This is a genomic window from Streptomyces sp. NPDC059373, from assembly GCF_042751495.1.
In the GTDB taxonomy this organism is placed as follows: Bacteria; Actinomycetota; Actinomycetes; order Streptomycetales; family Streptomycetaceae; genus Actinacidiphila.
Genome location: NZ_JBHYXC010000003.1, coordinates 94,878 through 110,417, shown reverse-complemented (window position 1 = coordinate 110,417; position 15,540 = coordinate 94,878). Strand labels below are relative to the sequence as shown.

Below are 15,540 nucleotides of genomic sequence, written 5' to 3'. Positions count from 1 at the left end.
ACATGGACTGGATGCTCAAGGATCTCGCGGAGAGCGTTCCGGGAACCAGGAACGTGGTTGTGCTGTCCTCCGACGGTTTGCGCATGGCCCAGTACGGTGGTGACCCGGACGCCGCCGACCGCCTGGCGGCCGCCTGCGCGGGGCTGCAGAGCCTCGCCCAGGCGGTGGGTACCGAATTTCCGCGCGGCGACGGGCGGATGCGGCTGGTCGTGATCGAGATGTCGGGCGGCTTCTTCTACATGATGGCGGCCGGCCCGGGTGCCTACCTCGCGGTTCTCGCCGATGAGGAGGTGGATGCCGGCCTGATGGGGCAGCAGATGCGTGACCTTGTCGCGCGCATCGGTGCGCATTTGACCAGCCCGCCCCGCAGCGACGGCCCGACCGCATGAGCGAACCGGACCAGGAGCCGGGGTCCGAAACGGACGAGATCGATCCCGGGCGTATGTACGTCGTCACAGGGGGGCGGACCGGGACCGGCACCAGGGCGGCTCTCGACCTGGTCACACTGATCGTGACCAGGTCGGAGCCGCAGCCGACGACCCAGCCGGAGGCGGCGGGGATTCTCCGGCTGTGCGAGTCCCCCCTCTCCGTCGCGGAGATCTCCGCGTACGCGGATCTGCCGATCAGCCTGGTCATGGTCATCCTGGCGGACCTGCTGGGTGACAAGCACGTGGAGGCACGTGCGCCGGTTCCCAAGGCACTTCTTCCCGAACGCGCACTAATCGAGGCGGTGATGCATGGACTACAAAAGCTCTGACGCGGTCGTGGGGCCGCGGAGCGAGGACATACTGCCGTCATCGGTCTCCACCGCCGTCAAGGTAGTGATCGTGGGCGGCTTCGGGGTCGGCAAGACGACCCTGGTCGGATCGGTGAGTGAGATCCGGCCGCTGACCACCGAAGAGACGATGACCCAGGCCGGGGTCGGCGTCGACGACAACACCGGGGTCGAGCGCAAGTCCGAGACCACGGTCGCCATGGACTTCGGCCGGATCAGCATCAACGACGAACTGGTGCTGTACCTGTTCGGGACCCCGGGCCAGCAGCGTTTCTGGTTTCTGTGGAACGGCCTCTTCGAGGGTGCTCTCGGCGCGGTGGTGCTGATCGACACCCGCCGCCTCGAGGTCAGCTTCGATGTGATCGGCCGGCTGGAGGAGCGCGGAGTGCCCTTCGTCGTCGCCATAAACACCTTCCCGGAGGCCCCCGGCTTTCCCGTGGAGGAGCTCCGGGCCGCCCTGGACCTGCCCGACAACGTGCCGATCGTCAACTGCGATGCCCGCAAGCGCGATTCGAGCCGGGACGTCCTGATGGCCCTGATGCGCTACCTGTACTCCCTCGCCGTGAAAACGGAGGCATCATGACCACCCCGCCCCCCGAGTGCCCTGCCCATGTCCACGCCCATGCCGCCGACTCCACCGCCGGTGGCTCTTCCTCCACCGGCCCCGGCGGCCTGACCCGGCTCTACGGTCCTGAGGCCGACGCCGACCCACACGGCCTGTACGAGAAGTTGCGCGTCGAGCACGGGCCGGTGGCCCCGGTCCTGTTGCAGGGCGACATCCCCGCCTGGCTCGTCGTAGGCCACCAGGAAAATCTGGAAGTGCTCCGCAATCCGTCACGGTTTTCCCGGGATTCGCGGATCTGGAATCAGTTCACGGACGGCAATATCGCGGCGGACTGGCCGCTGATGCCGCTGGTCGTCTGGCAGCCGGTGTGTGTCTACGCCGACGGTGCCGAGCACGACAGGCTGCGCGGAGCGGTCACCACCAGCCTCGGCCGTCTCAACCGTCGGGGCATCCGCCAGTACATCACCCGGTTCGCCAACCAACTGGTCGACGAGTTCTGTCACTCCGGGCGTGGTGAGCTGGTGTCGCAGTTCGCCGAGCAGCTGCCGATGCTCGTCATGGCGCAGCTGCTCGGCATGCCGGAGGAGCAGGGTCCCAAGCTGGTCGCTGCCCTCCGCGACATGCTGATGGGCACCGAGACGGCCATCGCCAGCAATGAGTACGTCATGCAGCTGTGTGAACAGCTCGTGGTGCGCAAGCGCGCAGATCCGGGGGCGGATCTCACCTCCTGGCTGGGCCGCGACGACGCCCAACTGACCGACGAGGAGATCACCGCCCATCTGCGGCTCATCCTCGTCGCCGCCAACGAGACCACGGCCAATCTGATCGCCAGCGGTCTGAAGATGGTGCTGACCGATCCGCGCTTTCGCGCGCATCTGAACGGCGGTCAGATGACCCTGCCCGATGCCCTGGAGCAGGTGCTCTGGGACGAGCCGCCCCTGGCGGCGATGCTGGCGCGGTGGGCGACCGGCGACACCGAGCTGGCCGGGCAGCACATCAGGGCCGGCGACATGATCATGTTCGGTCTGGCGGCCGGCAATCTCGACCCCAAGATCCGCCCCGACCCGACCGCCTCGCTGTACGGCAACCGCTCCCACCTGGCGTTCAGCAGTGGCCCGCACGAGTGCCCCGGGCAGGACATCGGCCGTGCCATCGCCGACACGGGTATCGACACCCTGCTGGCGCGGCTGCCTGACCTGCACCTGGCGGTGGAGGAGCACGACTTGCGGTCCAAGCCCTCGTTCATGGCCCGCCACCTGGTGGAACTCCCCGTGCAGTTCACCCCGCGCAAGCCGTTGGGGGAGCAGCTGCCCACCCCGCGTACCCCGCAGCCCTCACCGGCCGAGATGCCGCCCGCCCAGCCAGAGCCTGCTGCCGTCGCCGCACCTGCTTCGGTGCCGGTACCCCAGCAGCGGCGCTCCCGGTGGAGTGCGCTGAAGGCGTGGCTTCGCGGGAGGTAGCCGCCTCTGCATAACTGTCTGTCTCATTCTGTGACCAGCGCCACACGGGCGCACGGGCGAATGCGCCCGTGCGCCCGACTTGCGCCGGTGGCCGACGGGTTCCCGACGACGCCCTGGTCAGCGCGGGGTCGCGCGCCGGGCGCATGCGGGGCGCACGTCCGGAGCAAGTGGGGCGCACGCCAACTGTCGTTCGTATGGCGAGATTTGATGGCTTGACGGAAGCTGCCATATGCCGGGGTAATGGTCGCTGTAAATGATCGCTCACGTTTCGTTTCTGGCCATATGCCCGACGAACATGTGATCGGTCAGCGCATGCACAACTGAGAGGTGGTCGTCCGTGGGGCCCGAGCTGACAGTTCCCCCGATCTACTCTCCACTCCGGTCAGCCATCCATCCCCGGCATGTGGCCATCGAAGCCCACACCGGCGCATGGGCCGAAGAGTTCAGCATCGGATCCCCAGAACTCCGCAGCCAACTGGTCAAATCGGACATCGGCACCTTCGCCGCGCGGATCTTCCCCGAAGGCCGTGAAGAAGTCATCACCATCGCAGCCGACTTCATGCTCTGGATCTTCGGCGTCGACGACGGATACTGCGAGGAAGGGGAGATCGGCACCCGGCCCGGCGAGCTCCTCGGTGCGCTCTCGCGGCTCATACGCATAGCCCAGAACCCCGAAGTCCCCATGCTGGCCGACGATCCGCTGGCCCTGGGCCTTCGTGACCTCCGCTACCGCATGGACCGGTACGGCACCCCGGTTCAGGTCACCCGCTGGGTGGAGGCCATCGGCGACTACTTCCAGGCGGTGGTCTGGGAGTCCTTCCACCGTAGCCAGGGCACGGTCCCCGGTCTCAACGACTACACCATGATGCGCATGTACGACGGCGCGACGCCCATCATCCTGCCCATGCTGGAGATGGCGTACGGATACGAACTCCAGCCCAACGAGCGGGACCACACCTCCGTACGAGCCATAGCGGAGATGGCGCACTTCATCATCGGCTGGGACAACGACATCCTGTCCCACCACAAGGAGCACCGCACCGGCGGCTACTACCTCAACGCCGTCCGCGTGCTCGCGCAGGAGTACGGAATCGGCCACGGACAGGCGCTCGTCACTGCCATCGCCTACCGCGATCGCGTGATGGACCTCTTCCTCCGCATGGCCGAGTTCCTGAAGGTCACCGGCAGCCCACAACTGCGTCAGTACATCGACAGCCTCGGGGACTTCATACGCGGCGCCCAGGAATGGGAGATCACGTCGATCCGCTACACGACACCCGATGATCCGGCTGACCTCCCGTCGACCTTCCGTGACACCCCTACCGACAACAGCCCGGAGCCCTTGGACATCCCGGCGATCTCCTGGTGGTGGGACCTCGTCCCGAACCTCCAGGACGACACCGCGTCACAGGGGGCCGCCTACGCCTCATCCGTATCCGTCCCCTCTTTCCTACACCCGATGGCACAGCGCACGGCATAGGTTCCGCGAAAGAATTGGGGTTATCGGGATGAAAACAGTGTCGCAGTCGGTGCCACGCGCCTCCGGCGCACTTCCGCTCCTCGGCCACCTCTGGCCGCTCTGGCGTGACCCGCTCGCCTTCGTGACGGGCCTGCGGGCGAGAGGCGAACTCGTACGGGTGGATGTCGGCACCATGCCGGTCTACTTCGCCACCAGCGCCTCACTCGCCCATGACGTCCTGGTTCGCAAGGGCCGCAGCTTCGAGAAGGGCAGGCTGTACGACCGGCTGCGCCCCGCGCTGGGCAGCGGCCTGGCCACAGCCCCCACCGACGTGAACCGCAGGCACCGCAGGCTGATGCAGCCGATGTTCCATCAGGCCAAGGTCGCCCGATACGGCGAGATCATCACCGAGCACGCCCGTGAACTCGCTGAGTCGCTGGAGCCGGGCCGGACCATCCCGGTGCTCGAGGTGGCGTCGGGATACGCGACCGGCACGATCATGGCGACCATGTTCTCGACCGACAACGACACCGGCCGGCGCGCAGCGGATGTCGTACTGCGCAGCATGCCGGTCATTCTCAAGTACATGTTGCTGCGGGCGGTTTCGCCCAAGGTATTCGATCGGGTGCCGGTCATCCCACCCAACCGGGCCTTCGACGCGGCGACCTCCGAAATGAGCGGGGTCATCGACGAGGTGATCCAAAATGCGCGGGCACAGGGGGAGTACGACGAACCGAACCTGCTGTCCATGCTGCTCGCTGCCCGGGACGCGGACACCGGGGAATCGCTCACCGACGCGGAGGTGCGCGACGAGCTGGTCACCATATTCACGGCGGGTGCTGAGACCGTCGCCACCATCCTGGCCTGGGCGTTCCATGAGATAGCCACGCACCCGGAGGTGGAGGAGCAGCTGCTCGCCGAGATCGACACCATCGCGGGCGCCGGGGAACGGCCGATCGCCTTCGAGGACTACCCCAAGCTGGAGTACACCCGCCGAGTGGTCGACGAGACGATGCGCCTGCACGCGGTGACGATGATCATGCGCCGCTCCGTCGAGCCCGTCGAGATCGGCGGCGTCGACCTCCCGGCGGGCACCGAGATCGGCATCAGCCTCTACGGCGTACACCGCGACCCCGCGATCTACACCGACCCCGGCCGCTTCGACCCGGACCGCTGGCTGCCCGAGCGGCGCCGTGACCTGCCCCGGGAGGCGTTCATCCCCTTCGGGTCCGGCTCGCGCAAGTGCATCGGTGACACGGTCGCGCTTACCGAGCTGGTCATCACGCTGGCCACAGTCCTGCGGACCCGGCGGCTGCGCCCAGTGCCGGGCAAGGCCCCACGGGAGGCGGTGTCGGCGATGCCGCACCCCGTGGGCCTGTCGATGAGGGTCGAGGCCCGTTCCTCCTAGAGTCCGTTCGTGTAGGCCAACAGCCTCGGCGTCCCCCAGGGGGCGCCGATCGGCACGTTCGGCGTCGCGTTGTCCGTGAGCCACTTGGAGAGGGTGGCGAAGGGCACATCGCCGAACGTGTCCTTGTAGAGCGCGGCGATGCCGGTGACATGGGGGGCCGCCATGGAGGTGCCGCTCATGTCGGCGTAACTGCCGTTGAGGGAGGCCGAGGTGATGCCGGTGCCGGGGGCGTTGATGTTGACGCAGGAGCCGTAGTCGCTGAAGTCGGCCTTGCGGTCGTACTCGTCGATGGCGGCGACGGTGAAGGCCTGCGAGGCGCTGGCGGGGGAGACGACGCAGGAGTTGGTGTTGCCGTTGCCCGCCGCGACGACCGGGAAGACTCCGGCCTGGGCGAGGCCGTCCAGGCTGGCGTTCATGGTCTGGGAGTAGTTGCCGCCGAGCGAGAGATTGGCGACGGCCGGCTTCTTGGCGTTCGCCGCGACCCAGTTGATGCCCGCGATGATGCCGGAGTTCGGGCCGCGGGCCTCGCAGTTGAGGACCCGTACGGCGACGATGTTGACCTTCTTGGCCACTCCGGTGTGCTCCCCGCCGACCGTGCCGGCCACATGCGTGCCGTGGCCCGCGCAGTCAACGCCGTTCCGGCCGTCGTCCATCTCGTCGACGCCCAGGCTGGCCCGGCCGTTGAACTCCGGGTGCGTGAAGTCGAGCCCGCTGTCGATGATGTACGCCGTCACCTTGGCGCCCGTCGACTTCACCACGAAGCCGTGGCCGCCCGGGGCCCGCTCGTTGATCCGTTCCAGCCCCCACGGGATCCCCGTGCCGGCCGCCCGCTTGGCCGGTATCGGCACCGCCCGCCTCTCCTCCGGAGAGAGGGTCACCGTGGAGTCCTGCTCCACGGTGACCACCGACGGCAGCGCCCGTACCTGGGTCAGCTGCGGCTCGGTCAGCGGGGCGGCGAAGCCGGTCAGGGCGTCGCGGTAGACGTGCTTGGCCTTCGCGCCGATACGGGTGAGCACGCTGTCCGGGTCCGTGCCGCGGGTGAGGCTCACGATGTAGTCGCCCGGGATGGCGTTGCGCTCCGTTTGGAGCGGTGCGAGCCGGCTGCTCCGCACGCCTCCGGAGTGCGAGGAGGGCGCCGCGGCAGCGGTCAGCACCGGGACAGCAGCTATCAGGGCGGCGGCAATCGTCCGACGCAGGGACACGCGCATACGGTGGGCTCCTCGGCTTCGGTCCGCTTTGGTCTCCTGACCCCGTCGTATCCCTGCCTATCAGCGAAGATCACCTCCGGGCGCGCGGTGATGCGCCGGCAGGGTGACGCGGCGCCCCCGTGGCGGCCGAGCCCTCCTGGTGCCGCACGGGCAGCCTGACCAGCAACGCGAGGCTGAGCCAGACGTAGGCGTTGCCGCCGAGGAAGCCGCCGATGCCTCCGGTGTCGTCCAGCCAGAGCCAGACCAGGCTGCTGCAGAGCAGGACGTACGAGGCCGTGGCCGCCGCGGGCCACCGGCGCGGCCGGGAGCGCAGCGCCGCGTCCGCCGTCACGGTGAGCGCCGGGATCAGCCAGACCAGGTGGTGGACCCAGGTGACCGGGCTGACCAGGCACGCCGCGATGCCGGTGAGGGCGAACCCCGCCCGGTCGTCGCCCGCCGCATGCGCCCGGCGGGCCCGCAGCGCCCACACGGCCAGCACGGCGGCCACGGCGCACGCCCAGACCGCCCCCGGGGCGTCCAGCCGGGCCAGCAGTCCGCGCAGCGACTGGTTGCCGACGTAGGCGAGCGAGCCGACGCGGTTCGTGTCCCACACGGCGGCCGTCCAGAAGGTCCGCGAGGCCTGCGGGGCCACGGCGGCGGCGAGCAGTGTGGCGCCGAGCGCCGTGCCGGTGGCGGTCGCGGCGGCCCGTCGGCGCCCGGTGAGCAGCAGGTAGCCGATGAACAGCGCCGGGGTGAGCTTCACGGCCGCCGCCAGCCCGATGCCGAGGCCTGCCGTCCGTCGGCCGGTGCGCAGGGCGTACGCGTCCGTCAGGACCAGCGCCAGCAGCACCAGGTTGACCTGGCCGAGGCTGACCGTGTCCCGCACCGGCTCCAGCAGCGCCATCAGGCAGGTGGCGAGCGTGCCCGCGTACGCCGGGGCCCAGCCCTCCCGCCGGATCACCGGCCAGGCGGTGAGGGCCAGCACCACGGCCCCGGCGGCGGCATTGAGGGCGATGCTGACCGCGACCGCGCCCGGCCAGTCCAGGCCGGCCATCGGCAGCATGCACAGGGCCGCGAAGGGCGGATAGGTGAAGCCGTAGGGGGTGCCCGGGCGTACGTAGGCGTAGAGCCGCCCGCCGTGCACCCAGTCGCCGATCGCGCCGTAGTACACGCCGACGTCGAACCAGTGCCGGTGCAGCGGCACCGTGGCGAGGAAGAGCGCGGTGCCGACGACCGCCGTAGCGGCGACCGGCAGGCGCGCGCCGGGAGTCATGCGGTACGCACCAGGCGCAGCGCGCGCAGCCCGCCAACCGTCAGCGCGGCCAGCGCGCCGCCCGCCGCCGCGAGCGCCAACTGCTCGCCGGTGGCCGGGAATCCGTCGGGCAGCACGGCCAGGGCGAACAGCCCGCTCCCGGCCGCCGCCCAGCGCCGGGCCCGGCCGTTGGGCGCGGCGGCGGCGATCGGCACCAGGCCCCACAGCAGGTACCAGGGCCGGATCGCCGGCCCGAGCAGGGCCAGCGCGACGAGGCTCAGCCCGAGCGCGTACACCGGCCCCAGCCTGCGGCGCAGCAGCCATACGGCGACTATCACGGCGGCCGCCGCCACGAGCCCGACGCGGTGCCAGGCGGCGGCGGTGAGCAGCGGGCCGGTCAGCCGGCCGAGGATGTTGGTCAGCGACCAGTTGGAGGCCGAGGCGGGGGTCGAGAGGGCGTCGATCCAGCCATAGCCGGTGCCGGTCGCCGCCGTCACCGCGACCGTCGTGGCCAGCGCGGCCCCCGCCGTGCCCGCCGCGGCCCGCGCCCACCGGGCCCGGCCGGTCAGCCGGTCCGCCCACAGCGCGGCCACCGCCAGCAGTCCCAGGGCCGCCGGTGCCTTCACCAGCGCGGCCAAGGTCACCAGCACCGCCGCGCCCACCACCGGCCACCGGCCGGCCCGCAGCCCGGCCACCAGCCCCGCGCCGAGCAGGCCGAGCATGACGGCGTCGTTGTGGGCGCCGCCCACCAGGTGCAGCAGCACCAGCGGATTCAGCGCCCCCAGCCAGAGCGCGGCCGCCGGGTCGGCGCCGCAGCGCCGCGCGATCAGCGGCAGGAAGACCACGACCAGCCCCACCCCGAGCAGCGCCATCAGCCGCATCCCCGTGATGCCGCCGTGCGCCGTCACCCGGGCCAGCGCCAGGAACAGCGGCCCGTACGGCGCCGGGGTGCTGCGCCACATCACCGGCACCTCGGCCGCCGGCGGACCGCCGAGCCGGTCCGGGCCGTACGCGTAGGCGTCGATCCCGGAGCCGACCATCGTGCCCTGCGCCAGATAGCTGTAGACGTCCCGGCTGAACAGCGGCGGCGCCAGCAGCAGCGGCGCCGCCCACACCCCGAACGTCGCCAACAGCTGCCGCACCGTGGGCGGTTCGGCCCCGCGCAGCTGCCGGCCCAGGCCCCACCAGGCCGCGACCAGCAGCCCGATCCCGAAGTAGGCCACCAGCAGCCCCGCCGCCGCCTCGCCCTGCGGCAGCCCGATCCGGTCCCGTACGGGCAGCGCGCCGGCCACGCGCCCGCCGGCGGTCAGCGCGGCCGTACCGGCGAATCCGAGTGCCATGGCGCGGCGGAGGGCGGTCACCGCCCGCACGTTGCCATCGCCCGGTGGCCCGTGGGCGACGCCCGGGCGAACGGCCGGCCATGTGACCATTGCTGTCGTGGGAGATACGACAGCGGTGGTGGAGGCGGCGTACCGCGAACCGGATCTTGACGCCGGCGCGTCGACGCTGGCCGCCACGGACTGGCAGCAGGCCGGCCCCGAGGTCGTCGCCCTCGCCGGGCGGCTGGTCGCGGACTGCCGCCGGCGCGGCTGGGAGGCCCCGGACCTCCTACGGATGGCCCGCCGCGAGCTGCGCCCCGAGCACGTGTCCCTGGCCGAGGCTCTGCTCGCCGACCCCTCCACCGAGCCGCCCGGCGAGCTTCTGGCCGCCTACGGCCGTCGCGAGCGGCTCGACCGCTTCAGCACGGCCACCGCCGTCCTCGAACTGCTCCGGCTGTACGGGCGGCTCCCCGCGATCACCCCGCTCGCCGCACCCCCGCCCTCGGCCCGGCCGGGAAAGCCGCACCGCATGCTCGCCCGCATCCGCGCACTGCTCGCCAAGGCCGAATCCACCGCCTTCCCCGAGGAGGCCGAGGCCCTCAGCGCCAAGGCCCAGCACCTCATGGCCCGCCACAGCATCGACGAGGCCCTCCTCCCCGAGCACGACACCGACGGCCCCGCCGCCCGCCGCATCGGCGTCGACCGCCCCTACGAGGACGCCAAGGCCCTCCTCCTCGACTCCGTCGCCGCCGCCAACCGCTGCCAGTCCGTCTGGTCCGGCGACTTCGGCTTCTCCACGGTCATCGGCTACCCCGCCGACCTCGACGGCGTCGAGCTGCTCTACACCTCCCTCCTCCTCCAGGCCGACTCCGCCATGCACCGCGGCTCCTCCAAGTCCAAGAACTTCCGCCACTCCTTCCTCCTCGCCTACGCCGGGCGCATCCGCGACCGCCTCACCACGGCCGCCACCGAGGAAGCCGCCGCCACCCCCGAAGTCCTCCCCGTCCTCGCCACCCGCGACCTCGCCGTCGCCTCCACCACCGAGCGCATGTTCCCCGCCACCACCACCCACCGCCTCAAAGTCCGCTCCGCCGAAGGCTGGCACCACGGCACCGCCGCCGCCGACCGCGCCACGCTCGGCCCGTGAGCCCCTCGGGGTTGCGTCCCCCACCCCGCCCCTTCCCGAAACCAGGGGCGTTGCCCCTGGACCCCGGCCCTCCGGGTTGGGGGTAGGCCGTCCGCCTGAGGCGGGACGGGCTGGCCCAACCGGCCTGCACCCGGCGACGGCGCGCAGTCCGATGGTGGGTGGCCGGGGGTGCGTCGGCGGCTGACGGTCCGTGGCCGGGTTGTGCCAGCCCGTTCCGCCTTGCGGAACGTTCTCCCACAACCCGGTGGGCTCAGCGGTGGGCGTACAGGTCGTGGAGGACGAGGGCGCCGAGCGGGTCCGCCGCGAACGGGCCTTCGGCCGGCCCGCAATCGCGGCGCAGCCCGTCCTCGCCGAGTCCCCGTACGCCCGTGCGCCAGGCGTCGTAGGCCTCGTCCAGCTGGGCCAGCGCGCCCGAAGCCGAGCCCGCGTATGCGAAGTCGCGGCCCATGAAGTCCACTTGCGGGCCCCCGAAGTGGTGGGCGACGCGGAGGCCGAGGACGCCGACGATGATGTGGGCCAGCCGCCAGGCGATCGTGGTGACGGGGGCAGGGTCCGGCGGGGGCCAGGCGAAGTCGAAGGTGAAGTCGCCGGAGCCGGCGGCGGTGGGGGCGGTGCTGGTGCCGCGCGGGCGGATGCTCCAGCAGGCGGCCACGGGCTCCCAGAAGTACTCGTCGTCGGTGAGGCCGGCGAGGCGGGGGCGGAATTGGTGGCCCCAGTAGAAGTCGAGCTGGTCGACGAGCTGCTTGTTCCAGTCGATGTCCATGGGACGAATCCTCCTCGCCGCGGAATTCCGCCGCACTGCTAGACACGGCGTCAACAAGGTGGTGCCATGGGGACCGGAATCTTCCGCGGAGCGAAGGGCGAGGGCGAGCCATGGCGCAGCGTTGGGTCACGGCGTCGGACGGGGTGCGCCTGGCGGTGTACGAGCAGGGGGGCGGTGCGCCGGGGGCGCCGGTGATCCTGTGCGTGCACGGGTTCCCGGACGATCACCGCGTCTGGGACGGGGTCGCGGAGAGGCTGAGCGCAGGCGGCCGGTTCCGGGTGGTGACGTACGACGTACGGGGCTCGGGGAGTTCTGAGGTGCCGCGGAGGACGCGGGCGTACCGCCTGGAGCAGCTGGCGGCGGACATGACGGCGGTGGCGGACGCGGTGAGTCCGGACGGGCCGGTGCATCTGCTGACGCACGACTGGGGCTCGGTGCAGAGCTGGCACACGGTGTCGACGCCGCACATGGCGCATCGGTATGCGTCGATCACGTCCATCTCGGGACCGGACCTGGACCATACGGGCCACTGGTACCGGGCCCAGTGGCGCCGGCCCACCCCCGCGCGGCTCGCGCGGCTGGCCAAGCAGAGCCTGGCGTCGCAGTATGTGGGCCTCTTCCACCTCACCGGGATCGCCGAACTGGCCTGCCGGAGCGGCTTCCTGGACGCGGTGGCCGGGACGCTGCGCCGGAGGTTGGAGACCGGGGAGGGCCCGGCGGACTACGGTCCGGGGCTGGCCGCCCGCAACAGGGCGGGGCTGAAGCTGTACCGGGCGAACGTGCTGCCGCGGATGCTGCGCCCCCGCCGGCGGGAGGCGACGTTGCCGGCGCAGGTGTTGGCGCCGGGCAGGGACGTCTTCGTACTCGCGCCCTGGCAGACGGAGATCACGGACTGGGCGCCGAACACCGAGGTCCACCACGTCGACGGCGGGCACTGGCTGCCGAGCCACCGCCCGGACCTGGTCGCGGACTTCACGGCGGCGCTCGTCGACCGTACGGAGAAGGAGAAGAAGAAGGCGAGGAGCGCGGCATGACCGAACGCGACCCGGAGCACATCGTCCTCAAGCCGCGCGACGTGCGGTGGGACTGGACCGGTCTGCCGATGCACTACCTGGACGACGACCCGTTCCTCACCCACTTCGCGAACGTCCTCAACATCCTGCTGCCGGAGGGCGAGGACTGGTTCCTGACCGTCTTCCAGCAGGCGGTGCCGCTGATCAAGGACGATCTGCTGCGCGAGGACGTCATCGGGTTCATCGGCCAGGAGGCCATGCACGCCGGCGCCCACCAGACACTCCTGGCGCATCTGGCCTCCGAGGGACTGGACACGGACACCTTCATCGCCCAACTGCGGTGGTTCTTCCAGGAGTTGCTCGGCGACCGGGGTCTCACCGGCAGGGCCGCGCACGGCTGGCTGGTCGAGCGGGTGGCGATCATCGCCGCTATCGAGCACGTCACGTCCTTCCTCGGTGACTGGATGCTCAACGCCGACGCCATCGACCAAGTACCGCACTCTCCGGCCGTCCTCGACCTCTACCGCTGGCACGGCGCCGAGGAGGTCGAGCACCGGGCGGTCGCCTTCGACCTCTTCACCCACCTCGACGGCCGCTACCGCACCCGCGTGCGTGCGCACGTCGTCGCCTTCCCGGTGCTCGTCTACTGGTGGATCCGCGGGCTGCGCCGCCTGATGGCCGCGGATCCGGTCCGCAGCGGCACACCGCGCTGGCGCGACTGGTACCGGGGCGCCCGGCGCGGGCTGCTGCCCAAGCCGTGGGACGTGGCGCGGCTGTTCTTCGCCTACCTGCGGCCGGGCTACCACCCGTCCCGCTACGGGTCGACCAGCCAGGCCGTCGCCTACCTCGCCTCGTCCCCGGCGGCCCGGGCGGCGGCACTGTGACCACGGCACCCCTGACCCCCTTCCTCCGGCTCATGGACCGGGTCACCCCGCTGCTGGTGCGCCGCAGCGCCCGTGCCCGCGTACGGGAGCCGCGTGCCGTCGACCGTTCGCTGACCCTGGTCGTACGCGAGGTGCGGCCCGAGGCGCAGGATGTGGTGAGTCTGCGCCTGGAGGCCCCCGACGCCGGGCCGCTGCCCCCGTGGCGGCCCGGCGCCCACCTCGACCTGGACCTGCCGTCCGGGCGGCGCAGGCAGTACTCGCTGTGCGGTGACCCGGCCGACCGTACGTCCTACCGGATAGCCGTCCGCCGGATCGCCGACGGCGAGGGCGGCTCCCGCGAGATGCACGCCCTGCGCCCCGGCACGACGCTGCGCACGCAGGGCCCGCGCAATGCCTTCCCGCTCGCCCTGACCGGCGTGCCCTGCCTCTTCATCGCGGGCGGCATCGGCATCACTCCCGTCCTGCCCATGGTCAGGGCCGCCGCCGCGGCCGGCGCCGACTGGCGGCTGGTCTACACGGGCCGCAGCCGCGCCACCCTGCCGTTCCTCGGTGAGCTGGCGGCCGTCGACGGGGCCGGGACCCGGGTCACCGTACGCACCGACGACACGGACGGAATACCAGCGGTACAGGACCTCCTGGCCGGTACGGAGGCCGGCTCGGTCTACCTCTGCGGGCCGCCCGCCATGATCAGCGGCGTACGCGAGGCCTTCGCGGCGACCGGCGCCACCGGCCTGCACTTCGAGCGCTTCTCCACCCCGGCCGTCATCGACGGCGCCCCCTTCGAGGTCCGGCTCGGCCCGGGCGGCGAGGTGCTGTCCGTGCCCGCCGACCGCTCGGCCCTCTCGGTCATCGCCGAGGCCCGCCCCGGCACCGCCTACTCCTGCCGCCAGGGCTTCTGCGGCACCTGCCGGCTCCGGGTCCTCGACGGCGAGGTCCGCCACCACGGAAGCGAGGCGGCCCGCCGTACGGACGACGCCATGCTCATCTGCGTATCCCGCGCGGCGGAGCCGGGGGGCCGGCTCACCCTCGACGTCTAGGCCGTGGCCGCCCGTTCCGCCGCGCTGCGCTCGACGCAGAACTCGTTGCCCTCCAGGTCGGCCGGCGTCGGCCAGGCCAGGCCCAGGTCGGCGTCCGCGCTGCCCTCGACGACCGGGGCCTCGCGATATTCACCCTGATGGCTACGCCGAAAGGGGGTCGATGACCATCGGCACGACCCTGCCCTCCATCATCGCGCCCAGCCCGCGCACCGCGCAGACGTCCGGCCGCTCCGCGATACTCACCGGCATGCCCGTCGCCTGACGCAGCATCGCGTCGAGCCCCGGCATCAGCGCGCTGCCGCCCGCCAGCATGATCCCGCGGTCCGTCAGGTCGGCGACCAGGTCCGGCGGGCACCTGCGCAGCACCGACCCGATGCCGTCGACCACCGACGCCAGCGGTGTACGGATGGCGTGCCGCACGCCCTCCGTGTCGACACTGACCGTACGGGCCAGGCCGCTGGCGACATCCCGCCCCTGGACCTCGGCGCGGGGTGCCATCGGGCCCGACACCGACAGCATGAGATGCAGCGGCCGCACGGACTGGCTCGGCAGCATCAGCTCGTGCTGGTTGCGCAGATGCTGCACGACGGCGTGGTCGATGGCGTCGCCGCCCACCGGGACCGTCTCGGCCGCCACGATCGCGCCCAGCGACAGCACGGCGATCTGTGTCGTCGACGCCCCGCTCACGATGATCATCGTCGCCTCTGGCTGCTCCACCGGCAGCCCGCAGCCCACCGCCGCCGCGATCAGCGAGTCCACCAGCTCCACCCTCCGGGCCCCCAGCCCGTACAGCGTCTCCACCGCTGCCCGCTGCGCCAGCGGCTCACTCGCGTGCGGCGTGCACACCGCCGCCCGCAGCATCGGCTTGCGCCGCCACGCCTTGCGCAGCTGGCCGCCCAGCAGGTGCCGCAGCATCCGCTGCGCCATGTCGATGTCCACCACCATGCCGCCCTGCACCGGTCGCACCACCCGGATGTGATCCGGCGTACGGCCCGTCATCTGCTCCGCCAGCGCACCCACCGCGATCAGCGCGCCCGAGCGTGCGTCGACCGCGGCCACGCTCGGCTCGTCCACCACGAGTCCCGCCCCCTTCACATACACCCGGGTCCTTGCGGCACCGAGATCCACGGCCACGGAACAACGGCGCAACTGCGCGAGGCTGACGGTCACAGCGGGTCCTCCCCAAGCGGGCATGCGGGCCGCTCCGGCAGCGGCCCTCTCTGCCATCGTCAGCGCGTCCCCGCCACCGCGCACCTGCTGCTGCTCCGCTC

The 15,540-nt window shown here is 71.7% G+C and carries 15 protein-coding genes; 10 read left to right on the top strand and 5 right to left on the bottom strand.

The window, feature by feature from the left end; all coding sequences use genetic code 11:
- Positions 1 to 2 precede the first annotated feature (2 nt).
- The 6 genes from ACFXJ5_RS08345 to ACFXJ5_RS08320 all read left to right on the top strand — a co-directional run bounded on the left by ACFXJ5_RS08345 (position 3) and on the right by ACFXJ5_RS08320 (position 5,667).
- Complete coding sequence (locus ACFXJ5_RS08345; protein WP_384629552.1) at positions 3 to 389, top strand: roadblock/LC7 domain-containing protein; 387 nt, start codon at positions 3 to 5, stop codon at positions 387 to 389.
- Positions 386 to 757 carry a DUF742 domain-containing protein gene (locus tag ACFXJ5_RS08340; protein ID WP_384628606.1) on the top strand — a complete coding sequence of 124 codons (372 nt, stop codon included), beginning with the start codon at positions 386 to 388 and terminating at the stop codon, positions 755 to 757. Before ACFXJ5_RS08345 ends, ACFXJ5_RS08340 begins: the two co-directional genes overlap by 4 nt.
- Positions 738 to 1,358, top strand: coding sequence for an ATP/GTP-binding protein (locus ACFXJ5_RS08335; RefSeq protein ID WP_384628603.1), 621 nt, complete (start codon positions 738 to 740; stop codon positions 1,356 to 1,358). The genes ACFXJ5_RS08340 and ACFXJ5_RS08335 overlap by 20 nt, the downstream gene beginning before the upstream one ends.
- Positions 1,355 to 2,800, top strand: coding sequence for a cytochrome P450 (locus tag ACFXJ5_RS08330; protein ID WP_384628600.1), 1,446 nt, complete (start codon positions 1,355 to 1,357; stop codon positions 2,798 to 2,800). The genes ACFXJ5_RS08335 and ACFXJ5_RS08330 overlap by 4 nt, the downstream gene beginning before the upstream one ends.
- Positions 2,801 to 3,137: 337 nt before the next feature.
- Positions 3,138 to 4,280, top strand: a complete 1,143-nt coding sequence (locus ACFXJ5_RS08325) for a selina-4(15),7(11)-diene synthase (protein WP_384628598.1) — start codon at positions 3,138 to 3,140, stop codon at positions 4,278 to 4,280.
- Positions 4,281 to 4,308: 28 nt separating this feature from the next.
- Positions 4,309 to 5,667: a cytochrome P450 gene (locus tag ACFXJ5_RS08320; protein ID WP_384628596.1), complete on the top strand. Its 1,359-nt coding sequence runs from the start codon at positions 4,309 to 4,311 to the stop codon at positions 5,665 to 5,667.
- On the opposite strand, the gene ACFXJ5_RS08315 is transcribed toward ACFXJ5_RS08320, so the two are convergent.
- The 3 genes from ACFXJ5_RS08315 to mptB form a co-directional block, all read right to left on the bottom strand.
- Positions 5,664 to 6,875, bottom strand: coding sequence for a S8 family peptidase (locus ACFXJ5_RS08315; protein ID WP_384628593.1), 1,212 nt, complete (start codon positions 6,873 to 6,875; stop codon positions 5,664 to 5,666). The genes ACFXJ5_RS08320 and ACFXJ5_RS08315 overlap by 4 nt on opposite strands.
- A 70-nt stretch (positions 6,876 to 6,945) precedes the next feature.
- Positions 6,946 to 8,127 (bottom strand): glycosyltransferase 87 family protein, encoded by a 1,182-nt coding sequence (locus tag ACFXJ5_RS08310; protein WP_384628590.1) that lies wholly within the window; start codon positions 8,125 to 8,127, stop codon positions 6,946 to 6,948.
- Positions 8,124 to 9,467 carry a polyprenol phosphomannose-dependent alpha 1,6 mannosyltransferase MptB gene (gene mptB / locus ACFXJ5_RS08305; protein WP_384628587.1) on the bottom strand — a complete coding sequence of 448 codons (1,344 nt, stop codon included), beginning with the start codon at positions 9,465 to 9,467 and terminating at the stop codon, positions 8,124 to 8,126. Before mptB ends, ACFXJ5_RS08310 begins: the two co-directional genes overlap by 4 nt.
- Before the next feature lie 76 nt (positions 9,468 to 9,543).
- On the opposite strand from mptB, the gene ACFXJ5_RS08300 reads away from it, so the two are divergent.
- Entirely contained in the window at positions 9,544 to 10,572 is a 1,029-nt protein-coding gene (locus ACFXJ5_RS08300) for a DUF2786 domain-containing protein (protein WP_384628584.1), read from the top strand.
- 250 nt (positions 10,573 to 10,822) lie between these two features.
- On the opposite strand, the gene ACFXJ5_RS08295 is transcribed toward ACFXJ5_RS08300, so the two are convergent.
- A complete protein-coding gene (locus tag ACFXJ5_RS08295; RefSeq protein ID WP_384628581.1) occupies positions 10,823 to 11,335 on the bottom strand; it encodes a DinB family protein in 513 nt (170 codons plus the stop codon).
- Between the two features lie 110 nt (positions 11,336 to 11,445).
- Here ACFXJ5_RS08295 and ACFXJ5_RS08290 point away from each other — a divergent pair, with 110 nt between their 5' ends.
- Genes ACFXJ5_RS08290 through ACFXJ5_RS08280 form a run of 3 tightly spaced genes read left to right on the top strand, consistent with a single transcriptional unit; the run spans position 11,446 to position 14,269 of the window.
- Complete coding sequence (locus ACFXJ5_RS08290) at positions 11,446 to 12,369, top strand: alpha/beta fold hydrolase (protein ID WP_384628579.1); 924 nt, start codon at positions 11,446 to 11,448, stop codon at positions 12,367 to 12,369.
- Positions 12,366 to 13,232: a metal-dependent hydrolase gene (locus ACFXJ5_RS08285; RefSeq protein ID WP_384628577.1), complete on the top strand. Its 867-nt coding sequence runs from the start codon at positions 12,366 to 12,368 to the stop codon at positions 13,230 to 13,232. The genes ACFXJ5_RS08290 and ACFXJ5_RS08285 overlap by 4 nt, the downstream gene beginning before the upstream one ends.
- A complete protein-coding gene (locus tag ACFXJ5_RS08280; protein ID WP_384628574.1) occupies positions 13,229 to 14,269 on the top strand; it encodes a PDR/VanB family oxidoreductase in 1,041 nt (346 codons plus the stop codon). The genes ACFXJ5_RS08285 and ACFXJ5_RS08280 overlap by 4 nt, the downstream gene beginning before the upstream one ends.
- A gap of 141 nt (positions 14,270 to 14,410) precedes the next feature.
- On the opposite strand, the gene ACFXJ5_RS08275 is transcribed toward ACFXJ5_RS08280, so the two are convergent.
- On the bottom strand, positions 14,411 to 15,439 hold the full coding sequence (locus ACFXJ5_RS08275) for a rod shape-determining protein (protein WP_384628573.1): 1,029 nt from the start codon (positions 15,437 to 15,439) through the stop codon (positions 14,411 to 14,413).
- Positions 15,440 to 15,540: the final 101 nt, after the last annotated feature.